The organism is Mesorhizobium sp. BH1-1-4 (genome assembly GCF_020165665.1).
In the GTDB taxonomy this organism is placed as follows: domain Bacteria; phylum Pseudomonadota; class Alphaproteobacteria; order Rhizobiales; family Rhizobiaceae; genus Mesorhizobium.
Genome location: NZ_JAIUIN010000016.1, coordinates 101,265 through 122,833, shown reverse-complemented (window position 1 = coordinate 122,833; position 21,569 = coordinate 101,265). Strand labels below are relative to the sequence as shown.

Here is a 21,569-nt window from a genome sequence, read left to right as displayed (position 1 = left end):
CGCCCATCCCACCCAAGGTAGGCAACAGCCTGGTGTTCACAGGCGCAATTGGACCGTTCTGAGGGTCCTGCCTTGCCGCCCAAACCATTCGCCAATCAGCGCGATCCGACGATCAGAAAGGAATTCCATGTACATCGCCATGAACCGCTTCAAGGTGCAGACCGGCTCCGAGGCCGATTTCGAAGCCGTGTGGAAGAACCGCGATTCCAGCCTTGCCGAGATGAAAGGCTTTCGCGAGTTCCATCTGCTGCGCGGCCCGGTCAACGAGACCGAAGGTTATACGCTGTTTGCGTCGCACACGGTGTGGGCGAGCCATGAGGATTTCGTCGCCTGGACCAGATCGGAGAATTTTCGCGCCGCCCACCGCAACGTCGGCACGACGAAAGTCCATTATCTCGGCCACCCGCAATTCGAGGGCTTTTCCGTCGTCGAGGGTGCCTGAGAACTTGCCAGTCTATGCCGCGGCAAGCAGGCTGGCATTGCCGCCCGCCGCCGTGGTGTCGACGCAGACGGCCCGCTCATGCGCATAAGCAGCCGGATAAAGCACTTCGCTGACCAGCGGCACGATCGGGCCCGAACGCTCGGCGATCACCTTGCGCACAATACGCGCCGCCTCGGGCGTGCCAGAGAAGGCAACGACGTCGACACGCAGCGAGCGCGCCTCGACGGGATCGGGGCGGCCGTCGATGGCCGCCAGCGGCAGGCCTTTGCCGGTCAACGCGGAGAGCGCCGCCGGGGCGCCTGGCGCGACGGCCAGCACCGCATTGCCGGCGGCAAGTGCTTGAATGGTCTGCGCCAGCAGCGTGTCGCCGTCCGGACCCAGGCACAGCACCCGGCCGCGCGGCGATAGCGACAGCGTGTTGGCCTCGCCGGTCGGCCCGGGCAAATCGACCTGGCCGAAATCGATGCTAGCCGCCGCACCGATCGCCGCCGCGCCCTTGCCGCGCAGATGCTTCCTCAGGATGGCGATCCGGTCCGGCCGCGTCGACCAGCCGCCGAGCGTCGGATCGGGCAGGTTGTCGGCAAGTTCGGTCGCCGTCACCTTGTGGCCCTCGCCGACTTCCGTGCCGGCTTCCGGTCCCTTGCGGAAACGCCTGAGATAGTGCGGCCCGCCGGCCTTCGGTCCGGTGCCCGAAAGCCCTTCGCCGCCAAAGGGCTGCGAGCCGACGACGGCGCCGATCTGGTTGCGGTTGACGTAGATGTTGCCGGCATGAATGCCGTCGACGAAATGCTGGACGCGGCCCTCGATACGGGTGTGCAGACCGAAGGTCAGGCCATAACCCTTGCGGTTGATGGCGGCGATGACGCTGTCGATCTGATCGGCATCGAAACTGGCGACATGCAGCACCGGCCCGAACACTTCGCGTTCCATCTCCTCGATGCCCTTGACCCGGAAGACATGCGGCGCGACGAAGCGCCCGTCTTTCGGGGCTTCGAGCTTGGCGAGCAGCCGGCCCTGCAGGCCCATCTTCGTGCAGTAGTCGCGGATGGAGCTTTGCGCCTCGTCGTCGATGACCGGGCCGACATCGGTCGAGATCAGCCAGGGATCGCCGATGTTGAGCGCTTCCATGGCACCCTTCAGCATCTCCAGCATCTTCTTCTCGACGTCCTTTTGCACATAGAGCACGCGCAGCGCCGAACAGCGCTGGCCGGCACTCTGGAAGGACGAGGCCAGGATATCGCGCACCGCCTGTTCGGGCAGCGCGGTGGAATCGACGATCATGGCGTTGAGACCACCGGTCTCGGCAATCAGCATGGCATCAGGCGCCGCCGTCTCGGCCAGCTGTTTTTCGATCAGCTTGGCGACCTCGGTCGACCCGGTGAAGCAGACGCCGGCGATGCGCGGATCCGCCGTCAGCGGAGCGCCGACAGAGGGACCGTCACCCGGCAGAAGCTGGATGATGTCTTCCGGCACGCCGGCCTCGCGCAGCATCTCGACGGCGCGGAAGGCGATCAGCGGCGTCTGCTCGGCGGGCTTGGCGATCACCGAATTGCCGGTGACGAGTGCTGCCGCGATCTGGCCGGTGAAGATGGCGAGCGGGAAATTCCATGGCGAGATGCACACGATGGCGCCCCGCGCCTGCGTGCCGGCCTCGGCATTCGCCGCTTCCGCCGCGTAGTAGCGCAGGAAGTCGACGGCCTCGCGCACCTCGGCCACGCCGTCGGCAAGCGACTTGCCGGCCTCGCGGGTGGCGAGCGCGAAGAACTCGACCGCATTGGCCTCGTAAAGGTCGGCCGCGCGGTTGAGGATCGCGGCACGCTCGGCAACCGGCCGTTTTGCCCAGGCCGGCTGCGCCTCGACAGCGATGCGCACGGCGGTCGCGACCTGCTTGGCGGCGGCCTCGTGAACCGTGCCGACGATCTCGGAAGGCTTTGCCGGATTGACGATCGGGCGTTGCTTGCCATAGCCGGCGGCGCGCGTGATCGGCTTGGCGTGCCAGCGATCCGGCCCGGCAAAAGCCGCTTTGGCCTTGTCGATTGCAGCCAGCGTCACCGTGTCGGTAATGTCGAATCCTTTCGAGTTGCGGCGCCCGATCCCAAAGATCTGGGATGGCCGGGCAATCGCCGGATTGGCGGCGGGACCCTGGCTCTCGATCGTCTCCAGCGGATCGCGCGCGATATCTTCCGGCTCGACTTCCTCATCGGTCAGCTGATGCACGAAAGAGGAGTTGGCGCCATTTTCCAGCAGCCGGCGGACCAGATAGGCAAGCAGGTCCGAATGCGCGCCGACTGGCGCATAGATGCGGCAGCGCGTGCCCTCCGACCGGCGCACGGTTTCGTGCAAGGCCTCGCCCATGCCATGCAGGCGCTGGAACTCGAAGGTGTCGCGGTTGTCGGCCATGGACAGGATGGCGGCGACGGTGTGGGCATTGTGGGTCGCGAACTGCGGATAGATGCGGTCGGTCATGCCAAGCAGTTTCTTCGCGCATGCCATGTAGGAAACGTCGGTGTTGGCCTTGCGCGTGAAGACGGGATAACCAGTGAGCCCAAGCGTCTGCGCCCGCTTGATCTCGGTGTCCCAATACGCGCCTTTCACCAGCCGCACCATGATGTTGCGGTTGTACTTTTTCGCCAGCGCATAGAGCCAGTCGATGGTGAAGGCCGCGCGCGGCCCATAGGCCTGCACAACGACGCCAAAACCGTTCCAGCCAGAAAGTTCCGGTTCGGCAAGCACCCGCTCGATCACATCGAGCGACAGATCGAGGCGATCCGCCTCCTCGGCATCGATGTTGAGTCCCATCCGCGAATGCCTGGCCGCGAGCGCCAGCGACAGCAGCCGCTCGGCCATCACGGGCAGCATTTCTTCCTTCTGCGCCACCTCGTAGCGCGGATGCAACGCCGAGAGCTTGACCGAGATGCCGTGGTTGTGGCGGATATCGGGGCCGTTGGAGCCGGCATCGAGCGAGGAAATGGCGTCGGCATAGGCCTTGTGATAACGCAGCGCATCCGCCTCGGTGCGGGCGGCCTCGCCCAGCATGTCGAAGGAATAGAGATAACCCTTCTGCGTCATCGGCCGGCCGCGCTTGACGGCTTCCGCGATGGTGCGGCCGAGCACGAACTGCTCGCCCATCTCGCGCATGGCGGCGGCCACCGCCTTGCGGATGACCGGCTCTCCCAGACGGCGCACCATCGAGCGCAGCGTGCCTTCGATGCCGCCCTCGCCTTCATCTAGCACGCGGCCGGTCAGCATCAGCGCCCAGGTCGAGGCGTTGACGAAGATCGAGCTCGAACCGCCGGAATGCGCCGACCAGTCGTGCGGCGCGATTTTGTCTGCGATAAGATCATCCATCGTCTCGGTGTCGGGCACGCGCAGCAGCGCCTCGGCCAGGCACATCAGCGCCACGCCTTCCTTGGTGGAGAGCCCGTAGGCCGAAAGAAAAACTTCCATCAGCCGGGGATCGGTGGAGCCCCGCACCGCCCGCACCAAATCGGCCGCGCGGGTCGAGATCGCCTTGCGGTCTGCGGCCGACAGGCCTGTCGCCGTGGCCAACCGTCTGACAGCCTCGTCTTCGTCGGGCAAATAATTGGCGCGGATCTGCTGGCGGATGGCGTCGAGCGGCATGGCGGTCCTGTGAAGCAAGCATCAGGGAGCGGACCGGCGGTCACCGGACCGAATGGCGCAAGCTAGCACAAGTGCTGGATTTCAGGCGGTCCGAAAAAATCGACATGGAAGTTCAATCGGTCTATCATATGGCCAGAAATCACGGATTTAGGCTACGTTTTCGATGACAGAAGACCAATTGGACCGCATCGACAGGAACATCCTGTCAGCGCTGGCCGGCAATGGCCGGCTTTCCATGTCGGAGCTCGCGGCAAAGGTCGGTCTGTCCAAGACGCCGGTGCAGGCGCGCGTGAAGCGGCTGGAGAAGGACGGCTACATCCGAGGCTATCAGGCGATCATCGACCGCGAGCGCATGGGTGAAGGCCATGTCGCCTTCGTCCAGGTGAAATTGTCTGACACCCGATCCGCCGCGCTCGATGCTTTCAACCGGTCCGTCCAGGCCGTGCCGGAGATCGAGCAGTGCCACATGATGGCGTCGAGCTTCGATTATCTCCTGAAGGTCCGCACCCGGGACATCGCCGCCTACCGCCGCGTGCTCGGCGAGCGCATCTCGGCCTTGCCGCATGTCGCCCAGACCTCGACCTTCGTGGCGATGGAGACGGTGAAGGACAGATAGGGGTTCAGTGGCCAGTACGTGACTTTGGCTTCCCGGGCTCAAAGCGGATGCGAAGCTTCGAGCCCGTCGCCTTGGCAAAACGCTGCAGGGTCCGAGTGGAAGGCATGTTTCGACCGCTCTCCAAGCGAGCAATCACCGCCTGCGTGGTGCCCATGGCGACAGCGACCTCTTCCTGCGTCATATCCGCTTCGCCACGGGCCTTGATCAAAGCTTCGGCGATCGCGAACTCCTCGTCCAGCGCCTCATATTCGGCAACGAACTCCGGGTCCTTGAACCACTCCTTTGCGGCGTCCTCAACGAGAATTGTTTTCCGGCTCATAGAACCTCCTTTGCTCGCTTGAGGGCCAGCTCGACCTCGCTTCGAGGCGTCTTCTGGGTCTTTTTAGCGAATACTCGCACCACAACCACTCGACGTTCGGCAGCAGTTACATAAATAGCACGGGCGATACCATCACGACCCTTCATGCGCATCTCCCAAAGCCTGCCTTCCAGATGCTTTACATAGGGCTCGTGGACCTTTTGCAGCCCATGCTCTTCGACCAAACGCGATATTCGAAGGAAGCTGGCCAGGATATCTTTCGGCTGAGCTTCGAGCTCCTGCCTCACCTCAACATTGAGAAACGCAACGGTCCAGCTCATCGCGCGAAATATACCTTTTTTGCAATATTATTTCAACACCGACTTGCCCGCTGCCTCTCACTCCGCCAGCGTCTTTAAAAACGCTACCAGTTCCGCACGCTCGCGGTCAGAGAGTTCCAGCGGATGAACCTCGGAGGTGCCTTCGACGCTTGGTGCAGCCTTGGCATAGTGAGCCACCACTTCGTCGAGCGATGAAAACTGCCCGGCATGCATGTAAGGCGGCCGTGTCGCAGCCCCACGCAGCGATGGTGTCTTGTAGGCACGCACCAGTTCCGGCGCATCCTTGACCATGAAGCGCAGCTCGCCGCAGGCACTGGCGTCGCCGTCGCGATAGGCGCCGAAGCAGTTGAACGGATCGGCCTCGACCTGGGCCACCGCATCGACGCGCCCGCGATCCGGCGGCAGGTCCGCGACAGGCGGCACACCGGTGTTGTGAAAGCTGTTGTCGGTGAAGCGCGGGCCGTTATGGCAGGTCACGCAATTGGCCTTGCCGATGAACAGTTTCAGCCCGAGGATTTCCTCTCTGGAAAAAATGGCATCGCCTTTCGGCTCGGCGCCCGTGGAAAGGTCCAGCGCGAAACGGTCGAAGCGCGTCGGCGCCGGCTCGATCGAGCGTTCGAAAGCAGCGATCGCCTTGCCGATATTGGCATAGACGCGGTTGACCGCATCGCGCTGCGTATCGCTCATCGCGTTCCAGGCAGCCTTTTCGGCATCGCTTCCGAGCGGGCTGGCATTCGGCGGAATGCCGGAAAAATCAGGCAATGGCCCAAAGATGCGCTCGTAGCGTTCGCCGAAGCGCGCCTTCATGTAATGCGCGTAGGCGGTGCGGTTTCCCGCCTGTTCCAGCGGATTTTCGAGCGGTGTCAGCGCCTGCGCCCACAGGCTGTCGCGCCGGCCATCCCAGAAGAACCAGGGGTCGCGCGCCACACCGGCCAGCGGCATGGTGCGCCGGTTGGTGCGGCCGACGCCCACCGCCTGCGGCAGGTCGTCCTGGAACTGGCGGTCGATCTTGTGGCAGGTCGAGCAGGACACCGTGCCGTCGTGGCTCATCCCGACATCGAAGAACAGCGTCGAGCCGAGTGCCGCGGCGGCCGGCATATCGGCGAACCGGTTGGTGGTGTCGGGCTTCAGCGCCGGTAGCGTGTTCAGCGCGAGCGAAGCGATCGTCTGCTTCTCCGCATCGGAAAAATCCGGCTTGCCGCAACCAGCAAGAATGGCGGCCATGGCCAGCGCCAGAGAGCAGAAAAGGCGCCTCATCGACCGCTCACAGCACCACGTTGAACAGCACCGTATCGGAGCCCGCGCCGGACGATATGGCGAAACGCAGCTGCCACCAGCCGCTCATGGTGAATTTCAGTCCCTCGATGCGGTAACGGCCCTCGCCGAGATAATCGGTGACCTGCGGGCTGGTCGGCAAACCGTGATTGTGTAGCGGCATGCCGCCGGAGATGGCGATCGCGGCGCGCTCCACCGAAGCCCCGGTCTTGGTTTTCAGCGTCAGCACCCAGGCTTCCAGTTCGCCCTGCCGCACGACACCACGTTCCGGCACGAAGCTCGTCACGTAGAGTCCATTGTCTGTTTTCTTCGTCCGCGAGACATCCGGGCCGAGCGGTTGCCCCGACTGCGGCGCGGTCAGGTAGACGGCCGCGAGTACGCCGGCCAGCAAAGCAGCCAGACCAAGACCTGCCAGGAGATAACGCCATAACGATGCCAAACCGGTTCCTCTTCTGCGGACAACGCTCCGCCGGGCGGATCGCATCCCGCCAGCCTGTGGGAAAACGCTGTGGCGCAAAAATGCCTGCTTGCCAAGCATGGCGCTGCGTCCGGCAAAAAGCTACAGCACCGAAATCACTGGAGGATCGCAGATGGTGGGAAACGGCATTGCGTCGATCGGCGAGTGCATGCTCGAACTTTCCGGCCAGACCGGGCCGAACTGGCGCATGGGGTTTGCCGGCGACACGTTCAACACGCTGTGGGCGCTGCATGCGCTGAACGGCGACCGGCCCGCAACCTATGTCTCGGCGTTCGGCGACGATCCTTTCTCGCAGGGCCAGATCGCTTTCTTCGCCGAAAACGGCATCGGCATCGGCTCCAGCCCGGTCATACCAGGCGCGCGGCCAGGCCTCTATGCCATCACGCTGACCGGCGCCGAACGCTCCTTCACCTACTGGCGCGGCGACGCCGCCGCCCGGCAGCTCGCGTCGGATCCGGCAGCACTATCGGAAAATCTGCAAAATCAATCTCTTGTGTACTTTTCCGGAATCACTTTGGCAATTCTGGACGAGGCCGCGCGTGCCACACTTCTGGCGGCCGTGGCGAAGGCGCGCGCCGCCGGCTCGACGGTCGCCTTCGATCCCAACTACCGGCCACGGCTGTGGCGCAGCCGCGAGGACGCACAGGCAGCGATCGTCGAAGCGCTTGCCGTCACCGATATCGCGCTGCCGACCTTTCCGGACGAGCAGATGCTGTTTGGAGATGAGACACCAGAGGCGACCGCCGATCGCCTCGCGCAATTGGTCAAAGAGATCGTGGTCAAGAACGGCGAGCAGCCGGCACTGATTGCCGAAAACGGATCATTTCAGGACGTGCCTGCAATCCATGTCGCGATGCCCGCCGACACGACCGGCGCCGGCGATTCCTTCAATGGCGGCTATCTCGCCGCTCGTCTTGCCGGCCACGATCCGCGGGAAGCCGCCCGCCGGGGCCATCGCGTTGCCGCTGCCGTCGTCCAGGTTCGAGGGGCGCTGGCGCCGTTCGAGACGCTGCGGGCAGCGTTCGACAAGTCTTGAAAAGCTAACCCTGCCGGAAGCGGTATTCGGTCACGTGGTGATAGATCGCGCCAGGCCATAGCGTCGCCTGCGGGAAATAGGGCCGGTTCGGCGCGTCAGGCCAAATTTGCGGCTCCAGGCAGAAGCCGCTGAAGGCCTTGTAGTTCCGTCCTCCCAGGCCGGTGCGCGGCGTCACATATTGCCCGGTATAGAGCTGCACGCCGGGCTCCGTGGTCCAGACTTCCATCTCGACGCCGGAATTCGCCCCTTGCACCCATGCCGCCTGCTTGAGCGGACCGCGCGCCGAGGCAAGGCAGAAATTCTGGTCGTAGGGCAACTGCTCGCCTTCCGTTTCCATCCGCAACGGCCGCGCCTGGCGGAAATCGAAGGGTGTGCCGTCAACCGGCTTGACCACGCCGGTCGGGATCATGTCGCCGTCGACAGGCAGATAGGCGCCGGCGTTCAGCATCATGCGATGGTCGAGAATGTCGCCGGTGCCGCCATCATCGAGGTTGAAATAGGAATGCTGGGTGAGATTGCACAGCGTCGGCTCCTCGCAGGTCGCCGTCAGCTCGACGCTGAGCGTTCCGGGAATCTTCAGCCGGTAGGTGCAGGTGACGTCGAGCGCGCCGGGAAAGCCCATCGCGCCGTCGGGATCATGCAGCGTCAGCGTGACGAAATCCCTGCCATGCAGCGAAACCGTCCATGGTCTGTGGGAATAGCCTTGCGAGCCGCCATGCAGCGTATGCTTGTCGAGGAAGTTGCGCTCGGTCTGGTAGCGGTTGCCGCCAATGGTGAAACGGCCATCGCCGATGCGGTTGGCGTAGCGCCCGACCACCGCCCCGAAGAAACCGGTGTCGGTCTCATAGGCTTCCAGATTGTTGTAGCCGAGGACAAGCGGCGCGTCGTGCCCGGTCAGGCGCAGATCCTGGACGATGGCGCCGAGCCCGATGACATTGGCGGTAAGGCCGCCGCCCCTGATGGTGAAGCGGCGGACCGGTTCGCCCGCCTGCGTCGTGCCGAAAACCTCGCCGTCCTTCATCGTCATGCCCGCAAATGCCAGTGGATCCAAAGGACTTCGGCTGGTTGTTCAGCCTGGGGCAGGTTTGCCGGCCTGCCCCAGCACCAGCCTATCAGAGGCCGAGGCCGCCGATGCACACATATTTGGTATCGAGGTAGTCCTCGATGCCCTGATGGCCGCCTTCCTTGCCGAGACCGGATTCCTTGACGCCGCCGAACGGCGCTTCCGGTGTGGTGATCAGCCCTTCATTGACACCGACCATGCCGTATTTCAGGCCTTCCATGACCCGGAAGGCGCGGCCGAGATCGCCGGTATAGAAATAGCAGGCGAGGCCGAACTCGGTGTCGTTGGCGAGCGCGACGGCCTCTTCCTCGGTATCGAACTTGAACACGGGTGCGACCGGCCCAAAGATCTCTTCCTTCATGAAGCGCATTTTCGGCGTCGCGTTGGCGATGACCGTCGGCTGGAAGAACGAACCGCCCAGTGCATGGCGATGACCGCCGGCGACGACCTTGCCACCCTTGGCGGTGGCGTCGGCGATCAGCTCCTCGACCTTCTCGACCGCCTTCTCATCGATCAGCGGCCCCTGCTGGACGCCTTCTTCGAGGCCGGAACCGACTTTCAGTCCATTGCTGGCCGCGGCGAGCTTCTCGACGAACTTGTCATAGACGCCGGCCTGGACCAGGAAGCGGTTGGTGCAGACGCAGGTCTGGCCGGAATTGCGATACTTGGCGGTGATCGCGCCAGCAACGGCACGCTCGATATCGGCGTCGTCGAAGACGATGAACGGCGCGTTGCCGCCGAGTTCCATCGACACCTTCTTGACCGTGACCGACGATTTCTGGATCAGGATCTTGCCGACCTCGGTCGAGCCGGTGAAGGTGATCTTCTTGACGAGCGGATTGGCGCAAATCTCGTCGCCGATCTCGCCGGCGGCACCGGTCAGGATGTTGACGACACCCTTGGGAAAACCGACTTCCTCGGCCAGCGCGCCCCAGGCGAGACCCGAATACGGCGTCTGCGACGCCGGCTTGACCACGGCGGTGCAGCCGGCGGCAAGTGCGGGACCGAGCTTGCGGGCCAGCATCGAGGACGGGAAATTCCACGGCGTGATGGCGGCAATGACGCCGACCGGTTCCTTGGTCACCAGGATGCGGCGATCCGCCCATGGCGAGGGCACGACGTCGCCATAAGTGCGGCGCCCTTCTTCGGCGAACCACAGGATATAGGCCGCGGCCGAGCCGATCTCGCCCTTCGATTCGAACAGCGACTTGCCCTGCTCGATGGTAAGCAGTTCGGCCAGCACGTCCTGATTGTCCATCATCGCGTCATGCAGCTTGCGCAGCAGCTTGGAGCGCTCGAGCGCGGTCGTCTTGCGCCAGGTCTTGAAGGCTTCGTCGGCGGCCTCGATGGCGCGGCGGGTCTCGGCCTTGCCCGACTTCGGCACCGTGCCGATCTTGAGGCCGGTGGCCGGATTGTTCACATCGACAGTCTGGCCGCTGTCGGCCTGCACCCATTCGCCGTTGATGAGATTGGCCTGGCGCATGAAATGGCTGGTTTTCTGAAGCATGGTCTAGCCTCCGTTCGGCGCTCACGGGCCGCTATCTGGATGTCTTCGGTAAAGCGCAGGCAGGGCCGCACGCTGAAGCCATTGCTCTTAACCTAGGGAAAGCCCAGCAAGCAATCGCAAGATGGCATATAGGGGTTGGACCAGCCGGTAACGAGAGCGACCGGCGCACGACGCCGTCAACCTCACCCGAAAACATGCAGGACAACCGTCAGCCAGAAAGCCGTGGTGACGGCCGCGCAGGCGGTAGCGATGGTCATCTGGTTCGACGCCAGCGCCTGGCCGGTGTTGAACTGGACGGCGATGAGATAGGAATTGATGCCCGATGGCAGTGCCGCCACCACGACCGCCACCTTGGCCGTCAGCGGCGGCAGGCCGAGCAGCCAGACGAAGGCGAGGACCAGCGCAGGCATCAGGAACAGTTTCAGCGCCGAAAGCGCCAGCGCCGGCCGGACATTGCCCGATATGCCGAAGCGGCGCAGGCTGAGCCCCATGGCAAACAGCGCCACCGGCCCGGCGGTGTCGGCCAGCGCATCGACCAACCGCATGGCGAGGTTCGGCAGCGGCACGCCACTCAGGCGCCATGCGAGGCCCAGGAGAATGCCGATGATCAGCGGATTGATGAACAGCCGCCGCAGGAAACTTCTGACGACGCGCAAGGGATGGACCTGTTCGCCGCTGCCGCGGCCGAACATCTCGAACAGCACGATCGAAGCCATCATCATGATCGGCAGATGTACCGAGACCAGCAGCGACAGCACTTCGAAACCGCTCGGACCGAATATGCCAAGAATGAAGGGGGCTCCGAGCAGCACCACATTGGAGTAGGCGGACGAGACGCCGCCGACGACGCCGGCGCGCGCGTCACGGCCGAAGACCCGCGTGGTGACGATATGGCCGGCGGCCCAGGTGATCGCCACGGCGGTGAAATAGGCACCCCACAGCGGCCATGGCGCCACGCCGTGGAAATCGGCATTGACCATGGTCTGGAACAGAAGCAGCGGCATGGCCACCGAGACCGCGAAATCGGATATCCCCTCGCCGCTCGCCGGTCTGAGATAGCCCGTAAGCCCGGCGAGATAGCCGAGCGCGACAAGACTGAAGACGAACAGGACGGTTTCGGTAAGCGGAGACATTTTTCAGGGATAGGCGAGCCACGCTCACGGCGCAATCGCGCCCGAATTTGATCATCGTCGGCTGGCAGGGTTATAGAGGGCTTGGATCATCAGGGCGGAACGACAAATGACCTTTGTCGACACCTCGAAACTGCGTCTTTTCCGGCGTGCGTGGCTGACGTTGTTTGTCGCCATGCTTGTCTCCCTTGCCGCGTCGATGCTTCAGCCAACCGAGGCGAAAGACCTCAAGGGCGCGGCGCTGATCGTGGGCCAGTCCAGATACGAACACATCGCCGCCCTGCCCAACCCGGCCAATGATGCCCGCGACATGGCCAAGATGCTGACCGATCTCGGCTTCGACGCCCGCAACGTCAGCGACCGCGACGCCGGCAAGCTGAAGCGCGATCTCGAACGCTTCGTCGAGGACGCCGAGGGTGCCGACGTCGCTCTCATCTATTATTCGGGTCACGGGATCGAGGCCGGTGGCGAGAATTATCTGGTTCCGGTCGACGCCGACATGTCGTCGCTCAAGGATGCCGATCAGGCGCTGGTGCCGATTTCCGCCGTTATGGACGAATTGAAGAAGACCGTGCCGGTGACGATCATGCTGCTCGACGCCTGCCGCACCAATCCGTTTCCTGCCGATGCCACGGTGCGGCGCGCACCGACGGCTTCGGCCGAGCCGATCGGCGCCGGCGGGCTGGAACCGGTACGCGGCGCCAAGGCCCTCGGCAACGCGCAGGCCGCCGACGCGAGCCTCGGCACGGTGATCGGCCTCGCCGCCGAGCCCGGCCGTCCGGCGCTCGATGGCGCCGCTGGCGAAAACAGCCCCTACGCGGCGGCTTTGCTGCGCCATCTCGCGGCGATGAAAGGCACCGAGTTCGGTTCGGTCATGCGCATGGTGACGGAAGAGGTCTATCTCGACACCAAGGCCAGGCAGCGTCCCTGGGTCAACGAAAGCCTGCGCCGGCTGCTCTATTTCGGTGTCGCGCCGCCCGAACCGACCGGCGATGATGGGCTGATCACCGGCGAGCGGCGGCAGTTGCTGCTGACGATCTCCGACCTGCCCGACCCCAAGCGGGCGCAGGTGGAACTGGCCTCGCTGCAGGACGGCGTGCCGCTCGACGCGCTCTACGGCGTGCTGCGGGCGATGGGCACGGAGAAAATCCCGGAAGATCCGACCGACCTGCAAAAAGTGCTCCAGGCGCAGGCCGAGCGCCTGAAGAAGATGATGTCCGAGCGCGCCGCGTTGCGCACCGACGACCCGGAGATCAAACGCCTGGTCGCCTCCGCCGACAAGGCCATCGGCCAAGGCGCGATCGCCACGGCGCGAAAATTCCTCGATGATGCCGTGGGCCGGGTCGAAGAGACCAACGACACGGTCGATCAGGCCGAGGAATTGATCAAGCAGAAGCGCATTGCCGACGCCGCGATCTATGCCAAGCGGGGCGACGCCTCGGCGCTGGTCTTCGATTACAAATCGGCCGCCAACGATTACGCCAAGGCGTTCTCGCTGGCCGAGAAATGGGATGACAAGCTGCGCTGGAACTACAAGAACCAGGAAGCGGAGGCGCTTAATTCCCACGGCTACGCCACCGGTGACCTGGATTCGCTGCAGGGCGCGATCGCAGCCTATCGCACTATTTTGAATTTCATTCCCAATGGCGAACAGAACCGCGACTGGGCCATCACCCGCAACAACATGGCGGTGGTGCTGCAGAACATCGGCGAGCGCGAGACCGAGACCGCGCATCTCGAAGAGGCAGCCCAGATCTTTCGCGATTCGCTTGCCGTGTTCGAACGTGTGAAAGACGATCTCAACTGGGCCGCCGCGCAGAACAATCTCGGCAATGTGCTGCTGAAGATCGGCGAACGCGAGAGCGACCCGAAGCGCTTGAACGAGGCGGTGGCGGCGATGCGCGCCACGCTGGAGAAGCGCCCGCGCGACAAGGTTCCGCTCGACTGGGCGTCCTCGCAGAACAATCTTGGCCTTGCGCTCTATGCGCTCTCCGAACGCGAACCCGGCGGCGAGCATCTGGCCCAGGCGGAAGCGGCCTACCGGCTGGCGCTCGAGGAATACACGCGCGCAAAAACGCCGGTCGAGTGGGCGATGGTCGAGAACAATCTCGGCAACACGCTTGTGACCCTTGGCATCCAGCTCAACGACAAGGCGAAGATCAACGAGGCGGCCGACGCTTTTCGCGCCGCGCTCGAGGTCAGAACCCGTGAAACCTTCCCGGTCTCCTGGGCCACCAGCCGTCTTAACCTCGGCAATGCGCTGAGCGGCGTCGCCCGCTTCGACATGGGCACCGGCACGCTCGAAGAAGCGGCGGCGGCCTATGACGACGCGCTGACGGTGTTTACCCGGCAGCGCTTCCCGATGGACTGGGCGTCGGCGCAGAACAATCTCGGCTCGATCTACCAGACGCTTGGCCAGCGCACCCGCGACGCGACCAGGCTGGAGCAGTCGGTTGCGGCATTCCAGGCGGCCCGCCAGGTCTATGTCAGGCGAAAATTCCCGCTGGACTGGGCAATGAGCTACTACAATCTCGGCAACACGCTGCAGCTTCTTGGCGGCGTGATCGACAAGCCCGAGCACTACAGCGAGGCGGTCGAGGCCTACCGCACCGCCTTGCGCGAATACAAGCGCGAAACTAACCCGCGGCAATGGGCGCTGACCCAGGCTGGCCTAGGCTCGACGCTGCACTGGTTGAGCATGAGCAATGCCGACCCCAAAACCTTGCAAGATTCGATCGCCGCGCGGCGTGCGGCGCTCGAAGTGCTGACCATGGAGACCGCACCGGTCGACTGGGCCAACGCCCAGAACGGCATCGGCATGAGCCTGCTCAACCTCGGCAATATCGAACGGACCGGCAAATATCTCGACGAGGCCGAGGCGGCTTTCACCGCGACACTGAAGGTGTTCACGAGGCAAAGCCAGCCGATGCAATGGGCCTTCGAGCAGAACAATCTTGGCGACGTCAGCTGGAACCGCGCCAGCTATGGCGGCGGCAAGCCGGAGTATCTCAAGGCCATCGCGTTCTTCGAGAACGCCAAGCAGGGATTTACCGAAGCCGGGTATCCGATCCCCATCCCGCTGACCGACCAGAAGATCGATCTGGTGAAGCAGCAACTCGCCAAAAAGTGAGACCTGAGACGCTGCCGATCTCCGGCTTGTCTTTGTACCCGCTTTCCAATCCCTATATGCGAATGGTCGGAGTCCGCTGCGGGCTCCTGGAAGGGTGGCGATGATCCGATTTGCCTTGGCGTTGTTCCTGCTTGTCGTCCCCGCCGCCGCGCATGCGACGGACGCCGGATGGGCGCTGTTGCGTGACGGCGGGCATGTCGTGCTGCTGCGCCACGCCATGACCACCGGCACCACCGACCCGGCCAATTTCGATATCGACAGCTGTGCCACCCAGGTCAATCTGTCGGCACGCGGCAAGCAACAGGCAAGCAAGATTGGCGCCCTGTTCGCCGCGCGAGCGGCTCCCGTCGAGCGCGTCCTGTCCAGCCGCTACTGCCGCTGCCTCGACACCGCGCGCATCGCGTTCGAGGCCGAGCCGGAACTGTTCGCACCGCTTGATCTCCTGAAGGGCGACGATGCCCAGAAGGCAGCGCAGATCGCCGCCATCATGAAGGAAATCCATGCCTATTCCGGCTCGGACAATCTGGTCATGGTCACCCATCTGGAAAATATCGTCGCGCTGACCGGCATCTCGCCACGTGAAGGCGAAGCTGTGGTCGTCGAACCGCAAGGCGACGGTCTGCGCGTGCTCGGCCGCGTCACTTTCTGAAGTGATTCCATTCACAAGTCTGGATGAGCCGGTGTGGCTTAAATGCCACTTCCGGAAGAAGCCGCGAATCCACCCCGACAATGTCGCTTGCGACAACCCGTCGCAGGGGCTATAGGCGCGCTCCCGGTCACGAAAACCGAAGCGAGCACAACGGTTGGAGCTTTCGTCTCCGCCCGTGCAGGCGGCTTTGCCGCCCTGTATACGGCGCCGCTTTAGGATTGGGATCGTGGGTGTAGCTCAGTTGGGAGAGCGCCGGACATAATCCGGAGGTCGGGGGTTCGAGTCCCTTCATCCGCACCACGGATAGCTCAGTTGGGAGAGCATCAGACTCATAATCTGACTGTCGAAGGTTCGAGTCCTTCTCCATTGGCCTGATAAGCCAGCACCCTGCCAGGTGTTATCTGAAAACGGTCCGGGGACTGGAATGCTTCAAGCCTGACGGACGGCCGAAGCCTTCGGGCCGAGGCCGGATCGAAAGGTTTGACGCCATCGGCTCGCGGCCAGGCTCGCGGTGATGATCAAGGCGCTGTGTCGCCGGCAAGGGAGCCCAAGGCTTCCGAGCCCGCCTCATTGACCCGCGATCCGCTCCCGAAGGCCCGCCACGGATTGATGCCACCAGTCCCCGGATCATTCGTGCCGGAATTGGAAGTGAAACGAGAAACGAAGGGAAGATCGACGCATGATTTGACGCCTCGCATGGGGCCATGCCCGACAGGAGTAAGACAATGACTATTCTCGATACAGTTCTTGGGCGCGAGCGCGTCCTCGTCAGGGAAAACGAACGTGCCCTCACTCTCTACAAGGGAGAGATCAAGGCTGTCCTGCTGCCGGGTGAGCATTGGCTCGCCAACCGGCGCGGCAGCCTGGAGATCTCGCGGCACGATCTGAGGAACCCGGAATTCGTTTCGGCGTACGAGAAGGCGTTGTTCGACAAGCTCCCGAACGTGGCCGCGCGTCATTTCACCGTCGTCCGCACCGGGCGCACGGAGGTCGCCATCATCGAGCGCGACGGCAATTTGCATGCCGTGCTGGCGCCGGATCGCAAGCTCGTCCTGTGGACCGATGCCGGGCCGTGGAAGGTGACGATGGTCGACACGTCGGCTGACCTGGCCATCGATCCGGCGCTCATGCGCCGGCTCGGCCAGGCCAGGAAGGTGGAGCTGATGTCCGTCCACCCGGTCGTCGATGGACAGGCCGGACTGCTGTTCATCGACGGTGTCCTGGTACGGACCCTTGCCGCTGGCGTGCACGGCTTCTGGAACGTCGGACGTATGGTGCAGATCAAGGTCGTCGACCTCAAGCGCCAGTCGCTCGATGTCGCCGGGCAGGAAGTGCTGACCAAGGATCGCGTCACGATCCGCGTCAACATCGCGGCCGAATACCGGGTCGTCGATCCGGTCAAGGCGGTGAGCGCCGTGAAGGACTTCTCCGAGGCCCTCTACCGAGCCCTGCAGTACGCCTTCCGCAAGACGCTGGGCGGGCTCTCCCTCGACCAGATCCTCGAGAAGAAGGTGACGGTCGACGAGGAAGCCGCGGCCAAGGTCCGTGCCGACATGGCCGAGATCGGCGTCGAGGTCAGCGACATCGCGCTCAAGGACGTGATCCTGCCGGGCGAGATGCGCGAGATCCTCAACCAGGTGGTTTCGGCCGAAAAGCAGGCCGAGGCCAACGTCATCCGCCGCCGCGAGGAGACGAACGCCACGCGTTCGCTGCTCAACACCGCCAGGGTGATGGCCGAAAACCCGGTGATGCTGCGGCTGAAGGAGCTCGAGGCTCTGGAAACCATCGCCGGCAAGGTCGAGCGGCTGACCGTCCACAACGGGACGGGCGGGCTGCTCAACGATCTGGTCAAGCTCCGCGACAGCTGAGCTTACCCAACGTCAGCAAGAAGGGCCGCCGGGTCAAACCGCGGCCCTTCTTGCGTTTCTGGAGACCGCTACCCATCTGCGCCCGGCTCATCAGGCCTTTTCCTGCCGGGAAAAACCGATTAGACAGCGCCCAAACAAGCTGCGGACAGATTCCGCCCGCAAAGAAGGAAAAGCCCCTTGTCCACCACGTTCGACAAAGTCGCCAAGATCATTGCCGACACCAGCGAGATCGATATCGACACCATCACGCCCGAGAGCCACACCATCGACGATCTCGGCATCGACAGCCTCGATTTCCTCGACATCGTCTTCGCCATCGACAAGGAATTCGGCATCAAGGTGCCGCTGGAAAAGTGGACCCAGGAAGTCAATGACGGCAAGGCTTCGACCGACGACTATTTCGTCATGAAGAACCTGTGCGCCAAGATCGACGCGCTGGTCGCCGCCAAGACCGCCTGAGGCCGTCAGGGCGCGTGACTTGACGCGCTCCGCCGCCTGACCCACAAAGCCGCTCATGAGCAGCCCCCACGACGTCGTCATCACAGGTATCGGCCTTGTTTCCTCGCTGGGGGAAGGTCCTGATGCCCATTGGCAGAAGCTGACGCAACTCGGCCAGAAGCCGGTGCTCGAAGCCGCGCGCTTTGCGCCCTACACGGTCCATCCGCTGCCCCAAATCGACTGGAACCTGCAGATCGCCAAGCGCGGCGACCAGCGGCAGATGGAAACCTGGCAGCGGCTCGGCACCTATGCGGCTGGCCTTGCGCTGGACGATGCCGGCATCAAGGGCAATGACGAGCTCTGCACCACCATGGACATGGTGGTGGCCGCCGGCGGCGGCGAGCGCGACGAGGCGGTCGACGCCGACATTCTCGCCGCGTCCGAGAGCCGCAACGACCGCGACGTGCTGCTCAACGAGAAGCTGACCACCGAGCTGCGCCCAACCCTGTTCCTGGCGCAGCTTTCCAATCTGCTCGCCGGCAACATCTCCATCGTCCACAAGGTGACGGGTTCGTCCAGAACCTTCATGGGTGAGGAAGGCGCCGGCGTCGCCGCCGTCGAGACGGCCGCCGCGCGTATCCGCTCCGGCCAGTCGACCCACATTCTGGTCGGCGGCGCCTTCCAGACCGAACATTCCGACATGCTGCTCGGCTATGAGCTCGCCGGCTATCTGCATCGCGGCCCCTGGAAACCTGTCTGGCAAAGGCAGGGCGCCGAGGGTGGTGGCGTGGTTTCGGGTTCCGGCGGCGCCTTCCTGGTGCTGGAGCAGCGCGAACACGCGACAAGCCGCGGGCGCAAGATCTACGCCGAGCTTGGACCTGTCGTCTCCGGCCGCGCCAGGCGCTCTCGCGGCGAACTCGATACTGAGATCGCTACCCTGCTCAAACAGGCGGCGCCGCCAAACGGCAAGCTGCTCGCCATGTCGGGCGCATCCGGCGCGCACGCGGCGACATCAGCCGAAAAGGCGGCGCTCGATGCCGTCGAGGCGATATCGGCGCGCGGTTTCGCGACGCTGACCGGTCACATGAAGGAAGCACAATTTCCCTTCGCCGTGGCGCTGGCGGCGCTCGCCGTCAACCGCAAGGCCGCCTACCCTGTCTTTGACGCCACTGCCGAGAAGCCATTTGACGGCATTCCCGCGAGCGTCCTTGCAACGGCGATCGGCTATCACCAATTCGAGGGCATGGCGCTGGTCAACGCCGCTTGAGGCGGCGTTTGGCGATCGTGCCGCGGAGATCAAGAGGGCTTCCCGAATGGCCAATTTCAGAGATCACATGGGCAGGCCCGTCGTCGCCGTCACCGGCATTGGCGTGGTGACCTCGCTCGGCGTCGGCAAGGCTGACAATTGGGCAGCGCTGACCTCGGGCAAGTCGGGCATCCACCCGATCACCCGTTTCCCGGTCGATCACCTCAACACGCGCATCTCCGGCATGGTCGATTTCCTGGCATCGAGTTCGAAGGGTGCCAGCCCCCTCACCTATGAACTGGCCGAGACCGCCGCGCGTGAGGCCATGGCCGAATCTGGTCTCGATTCCGGTGATTTCGGCGGACCGCTCTTTCTTGCCTCGCCGCCGGTCGAGCTCGACTGGCACGAGCGCTTCGCGCTCTACAATTCCGACAAGCAGGATTCCGGCGCCGAAAGGCTGCTGCGCGTAGCGCGCGGCCTGAAGGAACTCGATGTCTTCGAAACCACCCAGTTCGGCTCGATCGCCGACCGGCTGGCCGACCGGTTCGGCACACGCGGCCTGCCGATCACGCTGTCGACCGCTTGCGCCTCCGGCGCCACCGCCATCCAGCTCGGCGTCGAGGCGATCCGCCGTGGCGAATGCGACCGGGCGCTGTCGATCGGCGCCGACGGCTCGGCGACCGCCGAGGCGCTGATCCGCTTCTCGCTGCTGTCAGCCCTTTCCACCCACAACGACAACCCGGAAAAGGCTTCCAAGCCCTTTTCCAAGGACCGTGACGGCTTCGTGTTGGCGGAGGGGGCCGGCGCCCTGGTGCTGGAATCGCTGGAGGCAGCGCTTGCCCGCGGGGCCTCGGTTGTCGGCATCCTCAGCGGCTGTGGCGAAAAGGCCGACGATTTCCACCGCACCCGCTCCAAGCCGGACGGCTCGCCGGCGATTGCCGCTGTCCGGGCCGCCCTTGCCGATGCGGGCCTCGGCGAAGACGAGATCGACTATGTCAACGCCCACGGCACCTCGACGCCGGAAAACGACAAGATGGAGCACCTGTCGCTGTCGACGGTGTTTGGCGAGCGGATCGGCTCGATGCCGATCTCGTCCAACAAGTCGATGATCGGCCACACTCTGTCGGCTGCTGGCGCGGTCGAAGCGGCTTTTTCGCTGATGACGATGCGCGAAAGCGTCATTCCGCCGACCATCAACTATGACAATCCCGACCCGGCGATCGTGCTCGACGTCGTGCCGAACAAGAAGCGCGATGCGCAGGTCCGCACCGTTTTGTCGAACTCCTTCGGCTTCGGCGGCCAGAATACTTGCCTTGTCATGGCGCGGGAACCGGTCTAAGCGAGCCCTTTCCGCTTAACAGAACCGACAGGCTTCATGCGCGCACTGCAACTTATCGAGGACCGCCGTCTTGAAACGGTGGACCTGCCGCCTCCCCCGCCACCCGCTCTGGGTGAAGTGACGTTGCGCATCAAGGCGGTGGCGCTGAACCATATTGACGTCTGGGGCTGGCGCGGCATGGCCTTCGCCAAGCGCAAGCTGCCGCTGGTCGTGGGTGCCGAAGCCTCCGGCGAGGTCGAGGCGGTCGGCCCCGGCGTGTCCAGCCTGCTGCCTGGACAATTGGTGTCGATCTATGGCGCGCGCACCTGCGGCCTCTGCCGCGCCTGCCGCGAAGGCCGCGACAATCTCTGCGAACATGTTTCGGGGGTTCATGGCTTCCATCTCGACGGCTTCGCGCAGGAGAAGATCAACCTGCCGGCGCGCCTGCTGGTCCCCGCCCCACCGGGCGTGACCGACATTGGCGCCGCCGTGGCGCCCGTCACCTTCGGCACCGTCGAGCACATGCTGTTCGACAATGCCAGGCTGCAGCCTGGCGAGACGATCCTCGTCCATGCAGGCGGATCCGGCATCGGCTCGGCGGCGATCCAGCTGGCCAAGCGGATGGGCTGCACCATCATCACCACCGTCGGTTCGAACGACAAGATCGACAAGGCCAAGGCGCTCGGCGCCGACCATGTCATCAACTACCGAGACGACCGCTTCGAGGGCGTCGTACGCAAGCTGACCAAGAAGAAGGGCGTCGATGTCGTCTTCGAACATGTCGGCGCCGACACCTTTGCCGGCTCGATGCTGTGCCTGAAGCGCGGCGGCCGCCTGGTGACCTGCGGCTCGACCTCCGGTGTATCGACGCAGATCAACCTGATGCAACTGTTCCAGCAGCAGTTGAAACTGCTCGGATCCTTCGGCTGCCGCATGGAGAACATGGCCAACGCCATGCAGAAGATGGCGGCGGGACAGGTAGCACCCGTCATCGACACCGAGGTCGGCTTCGACGATATCGATGCCGCGCTGAAGCGCATGGAAGGCCGCGACGTCTTCGGCAAGATCATCCTGCGCGTCGCCTAGAGTCGGATGATTTCAGGTCGAATCGAC

General features: G+C 64.0%; 18 protein-coding genes and 2 tRNA genes. 12 read left to right on the top strand and 8 right to left on the bottom strand.

All coding sequences use genetic code 11. The annotated features are described in order from the left end of the window. The first annotated feature begins 127 nt into the window (after positions 1-127). Positions 128-442, top strand: coding sequence for an antibiotic biosynthesis monooxygenase family protein (locus tag LB569_RS23210; RefSeq protein ID WP_224694240.1), 315 nt, complete (start codon positions 128-130; stop codon positions 440-442). Positions 443-454: 12 nt separating this feature from the next. On the opposite strand, the gene putA is transcribed toward LB569_RS23210, so the two are convergent. Beyond that, the gene (gene putA, locus LB569_RS23205; RefSeq protein ID WP_224694239.1) at positions 455-4,063 is read right to left on the bottom strand and encodes a bifunctional proline dehydrogenase/L-glutamate gamma-semialdehyde dehydrogenase PutA; all 3,609 of its coding nucleotides are present in this window, start codon (positions 4,061-4,063) and stop codon (positions 455-457) included. Positions 4,064-4,226: 163 nt separating this feature from the next. Between putA and LB569_RS23200 the strand changes: the two genes are divergently transcribed. Beyond that, positions 4,227-4,679, top strand: coding sequence for an Lrp/AsnC family transcriptional regulator (locus LB569_RS23200; protein WP_027046935.1), 453 nt, complete (start codon positions 4,227-4,229; stop codon positions 4,677-4,679). A gap of 4 nt (positions 4,680-4,683) precedes the next feature. Here the strand turns inward: LB569_RS23200 and LB569_RS23195 are convergent, their stop codons facing one another. The 4 genes from LB569_RS23195 to LB569_RS23180 are packed head-to-tail and all read right to left on the bottom strand — an operon-like array spanning position 4,684 to position 7,032. Further along, the gene (locus tag LB569_RS23195; protein ID WP_140701663.1) at positions 4,684-4,998 is read right to left on the bottom strand and encodes a helix-turn-helix domain-containing protein; all 315 of its coding nucleotides are present in this window, start codon (positions 4,996-4,998) and stop codon (positions 4,684-4,686) included. Beyond that, positions 4,995-5,318 (bottom strand): type II toxin-antitoxin system RelE/ParE family toxin, encoded by a 324-nt coding sequence (locus LB569_RS23190; protein ID WP_224535228.1) that lies wholly within the window; start codon positions 5,316-5,318, stop codon positions 4,995-4,997. Before LB569_RS23190 ends, LB569_RS23195 begins: the two co-directional genes overlap by 4 nt. Before the next feature lie 57 nt (positions 5,319-5,375). Beyond that, positions 5,376-6,575 (bottom strand): cytochrome-c peroxidase, encoded by a 1,200-nt coding sequence (locus LB569_RS23185; RefSeq protein WP_224694238.1) that lies wholly within the window; start codon positions 6,573-6,575, stop codon positions 5,376-5,378. Positions 6,576-6,582: 7 nt separating this feature from the next. Further along, positions 6,583-7,032, bottom strand: coding sequence for a FixH family protein (locus tag LB569_RS23180; RefSeq protein WP_224535233.1), 450 nt, complete (start codon positions 7,030-7,032; stop codon positions 6,583-6,585). Positions 7,033-7,183: 151 nt separating this feature from the next. Here LB569_RS23180 and LB569_RS23175 point away from each other — a divergent pair, with 151 nt between their 5' ends. Beyond that, positions 7,184-8,107 carry a sugar kinase gene (locus LB569_RS23175; RefSeq protein WP_224694237.1) on the top strand — a complete coding sequence of 308 codons (924 nt, stop codon included), beginning with the start codon at positions 7,184-7,186 and terminating at the stop codon, positions 8,105-8,107. A 4-nt stretch (positions 8,108-8,111) separates the two neighbouring features. Here LB569_RS23175 and LB569_RS23170 read toward each other — a convergent pair whose 3' ends face one another. The 3 genes from LB569_RS23170 to LB569_RS23160 form a co-directional block, all read right to left on the bottom strand. Beyond that, positions 8,112-9,134, bottom strand: coding sequence for an aldose epimerase family protein (locus tag LB569_RS23170; protein WP_224694236.1), 1,023 nt, complete (start codon positions 9,132-9,134; stop codon positions 8,112-8,114). Positions 9,135-9,219: 85 nt separating this feature from the next. After that, the gene (locus tag LB569_RS23165; protein WP_224694235.1) at positions 9,220-10,677 is read right to left on the bottom strand and encodes an NAD-dependent succinate-semialdehyde dehydrogenase; all 1,458 of its coding nucleotides are present in this window, start codon (positions 10,675-10,677) and stop codon (positions 9,220-9,222) included. Positions 10,678-10,859: 182 nt separating this feature from the next. Continuing rightward, complete coding sequence (locus tag LB569_RS23160) at positions 10,860-11,810, bottom strand: AEC family transporter (RefSeq protein ID WP_224535241.1); 951 nt, start codon at positions 11,808-11,810, stop codon at positions 10,860-10,862. A 106-nt stretch (positions 11,811-11,916) separates the two neighbouring features. On the opposite strand from LB569_RS23160, the gene LB569_RS23155 reads away from it, so the two are divergent. The 9 genes from LB569_RS23155 to LB569_RS23115 all read left to right on the top strand — a co-directional run bounded on the left by LB569_RS23155 (position 11,917) and on the right by LB569_RS23115 (position 21,542). Further along, a complete protein-coding gene (locus LB569_RS23155) occupies positions 11,917-14,937 on the top strand; it encodes a caspase family protein (RefSeq protein ID WP_224694234.1) in 3,021 nt (1,006 codons plus the stop codon). Positions 14,938-15,037: 100 nt separating this feature from the next. Then, positions 15,038-15,586, top strand: a complete 549-nt coding sequence (locus LB569_RS23150; RefSeq protein WP_224694233.1) for a histidine phosphatase family protein — start codon at positions 15,038-15,040, stop codon at positions 15,584-15,586. 226 nt (positions 15,587-15,812) lie between these two features. Then, a tRNA-Tyr gene (locus LB569_RS23145) sits at positions 15,813-15,886 on the top strand. A 2-nt stretch (positions 15,887-15,888) separates the two neighbouring features. Beyond that, positions 15,889-15,956 (top strand) — tRNA-Met (locus LB569_RS23140). Positions 15,957-16,311: 355 nt separating this feature from the next. Beyond that, positions 16,312-17,454, top strand: a complete 1,143-nt coding sequence (locus LB569_RS23135) for a slipin family protein (protein WP_224694232.1) — start codon at positions 16,312-16,314, stop codon at positions 17,452-17,454. 177 nt (positions 17,455-17,631) lie between these two features. Further along, positions 17,632-17,913, top strand: a complete 282-nt coding sequence (locus LB569_RS23130; RefSeq protein ID WP_010909964.1) for an acyl carrier protein — start codon at positions 17,632-17,634, stop codon at positions 17,911-17,913. A 55-nt stretch (positions 17,914-17,968) separates the two neighbouring features. After that, a complete protein-coding gene (locus tag LB569_RS23125; RefSeq protein WP_224694231.1) occupies positions 17,969-19,159 on the top strand; it encodes a beta-ketoacyl-ACP synthase in 1,191 nt (396 codons plus the stop codon). 46 nt (positions 19,160-19,205) lie between these two features. Further along, positions 19,206-20,477, top strand: a complete 1,272-nt coding sequence (locus LB569_RS23120) for a beta-ketoacyl-ACP synthase (protein ID WP_224694230.1) — start codon at positions 19,206-19,208, stop codon at positions 20,475-20,477. A 36-nt stretch (positions 20,478-20,513) separates the two neighbouring features. Further along, positions 20,514-21,542: a zinc-binding dehydrogenase gene (locus LB569_RS23115; RefSeq protein WP_056572508.1), complete on the top strand. Its 1,029-nt coding sequence runs from the start codon at positions 20,514-20,516 to the stop codon at positions 21,540-21,542. The last annotated feature ends 27 nt before the right edge of the window (positions 21,543-21,569 follow it).

Bases quoted from the DNA above. Each gene is read 5' to 3' on its own strand.
- LB569_RS23125 (WP_224694231.1), top strand. From the start codon at position 17,969: ATGAGCAGCCCCCACGACGTCGTCATCACAGGTATCGGCCTTGTTTCC.
- LB569_RS23120 (WP_224694230.1), top strand. From the start codon at position 19,206: ATGGCCAATTTCAGAGATCACATGGGCAGGCCCGTCGTCGCCGTCACC.
- LB569_RS23210 (WP_224694240.1), top strand. From the start codon at position 128: ATGTACATCGCCATGAACCGCTTCAAGGTGCAGACCGGCTCCGAGGCC.
- LB569_RS23135 (WP_224694232.1), top strand. From the start codon at position 16,312: ATGACTATTCTCGATACAGTTCTTGGGCGCGAGCGCGTCCTCGTCAGG.
- LB569_RS23160 (WP_224535241.1), bottom strand. From the start codon at position 11,810: ATGTCTCCGCTTACCGAAACCGTCCTGTTCGTCTTCAGTCTTGTCGCG.
- LB569_RS23165 (WP_224694235.1), bottom strand. From the start codon at position 10,677: ATGCTTCAGAAAACCAGCCATTTCATGCGCCAGGCCAATCTCATCAAC.
- LB569_RS23190 (WP_224535228.1), bottom strand. From the start codon at position 5,318: ATGAGCTGGACCGTTGCGTTTCTCAATGTTGAGGTGAGGCAGGAGCTC.
- putA (WP_224694239.1), bottom strand. From the start codon at position 4,063: ATGCCGCTCGACGCCATCCGCCAGCAGATCCGCGCCAATTATTTGCCC.
- LB569_RS23195 (WP_140701663.1), bottom strand. From the start codon at position 4,998: ATGAGCCGGAAAACAATTCTCGTTGAGGACGCCGCAAAGGAGTGGTTC.
- LB569_RS23175 (WP_224694237.1), top strand. From the start codon at position 7,184: ATGGTGGGAAACGGCATTGCGTCGATCGGCGAGTGCATGCTCGAACTT.
- LB569_RS23185 (WP_224694238.1), bottom strand. From the start codon at position 6,575: ATGAGGCGCCTTTTCTGCTCTCTGGCGCTGGCCATGGCCGCCATTCTT.
- LB569_RS23115 (WP_056572508.1), top strand. From the start codon at position 20,514: ATGCGCGCACTGCAACTTATCGAGGACCGCCGTCTTGAAACGGTGGAC.
- LB569_RS23150 (WP_224694233.1), top strand. From the start codon at position 15,038: ATGATCCGATTTGCCTTGGCGTTGTTCCTGCTTGTCGTCCCCGCCGCC.
- LB569_RS23170 (WP_224694236.1), bottom strand. From the start codon at position 9,134: ATGACGATGAAGGACGGCGAGGTTTTCGGCACGACGCAGGCGGGCGAA.
- LB569_RS23200 (WP_027046935.1), top strand. From the start codon at position 4,227: ATGACAGAAGACCAATTGGACCGCATCGACAGGAACATCCTGTCAGCG.
- LB569_RS23155 (WP_224694234.1), top strand. From the start codon at position 11,917: ATGACCTTTGTCGACACCTCGAAACTGCGTCTTTTCCGGCGTGCGTGG.